This is a genomic window from Pseudoflavonifractor capillosus (assembly GCF_016899775.1).
Classification (GTDB): domain Bacteria; phylum Bacillota; class Clostridia; order Oscillospirales; family Oscillospiraceae; genus Lawsonibacter.
The window spans coordinates 1-635 of the sequence record NZ_JACJJE010000148.1 but is presented as its reverse complement, the minus strand read 5'-3'; the positions used below and the strand labels follow the sequence as shown (position 1 = coordinate 635).

Annotated in this window: 1 pseudogene; it reads right to left on the bottom strand. The window is 52.3% G+C overall.

What is annotated here, in order from left to right:
* A pseudogene (locus H6B31_RS16740) lies at positions 1–497 on the bottom strand (hypothetical protein); the annotation flags it as partial.
* Positions 498–635: the final 138 nt, after the last annotated feature.

The window sequence follows — 635 nt, the reverse complement described above, 5'->3', positions numbered from 1 at the left end:
ATTTCCGGATCCAGTATGTATTGATCCAACTGATTTCTCAGCTCCAACGCCTGGGAAATCTCCGTACAGTTTGTTGCAGACAGGACTGCCTTATATAGTCTCACATCCAGTTGATCTATCCTGGAAAGCCCTGCAGCCAAGGCCTCCACCGCGGCAAAGTCGGAGGAACTCTCGATGATACCTGCCAATTCCGGAACTCTGCAATCCAGGCATCTCCACCCGTATGCTGTCTGATAAGGCGAATTGAGCGCTTTCAGAATTTCTATCGAGACTCTTTGATACAGCGGCAGCTGTAAAAGCAGCGGGGTTACATCCGGGGCATAGTCCGTGCCGCGTAACAATTCCAACAAAACCGTGTACTTGGGTGCCTGGGGGACCTTATTTGTTAGTTCCGAAGCGATATTCAAATCGCTGTTCTGGACCACATAGCCGTAGTCCGTAAACACACCGCCCTCGCCCTGTTGGGCCCGGCGGCCAATGAGTTCAAAGTCCAGCAACTCAAATACAGAGTCTGGCAGGCTTTCGATTTCTGGAACAAAACCGTTTTCCGCATAGAATCTGCCTAATTGAGAGGGGCTCCTTGCTTCCCGCACTACATGGCAGCAGTCCGCGCTTGCCGCCAGGTTCCGGAGCCG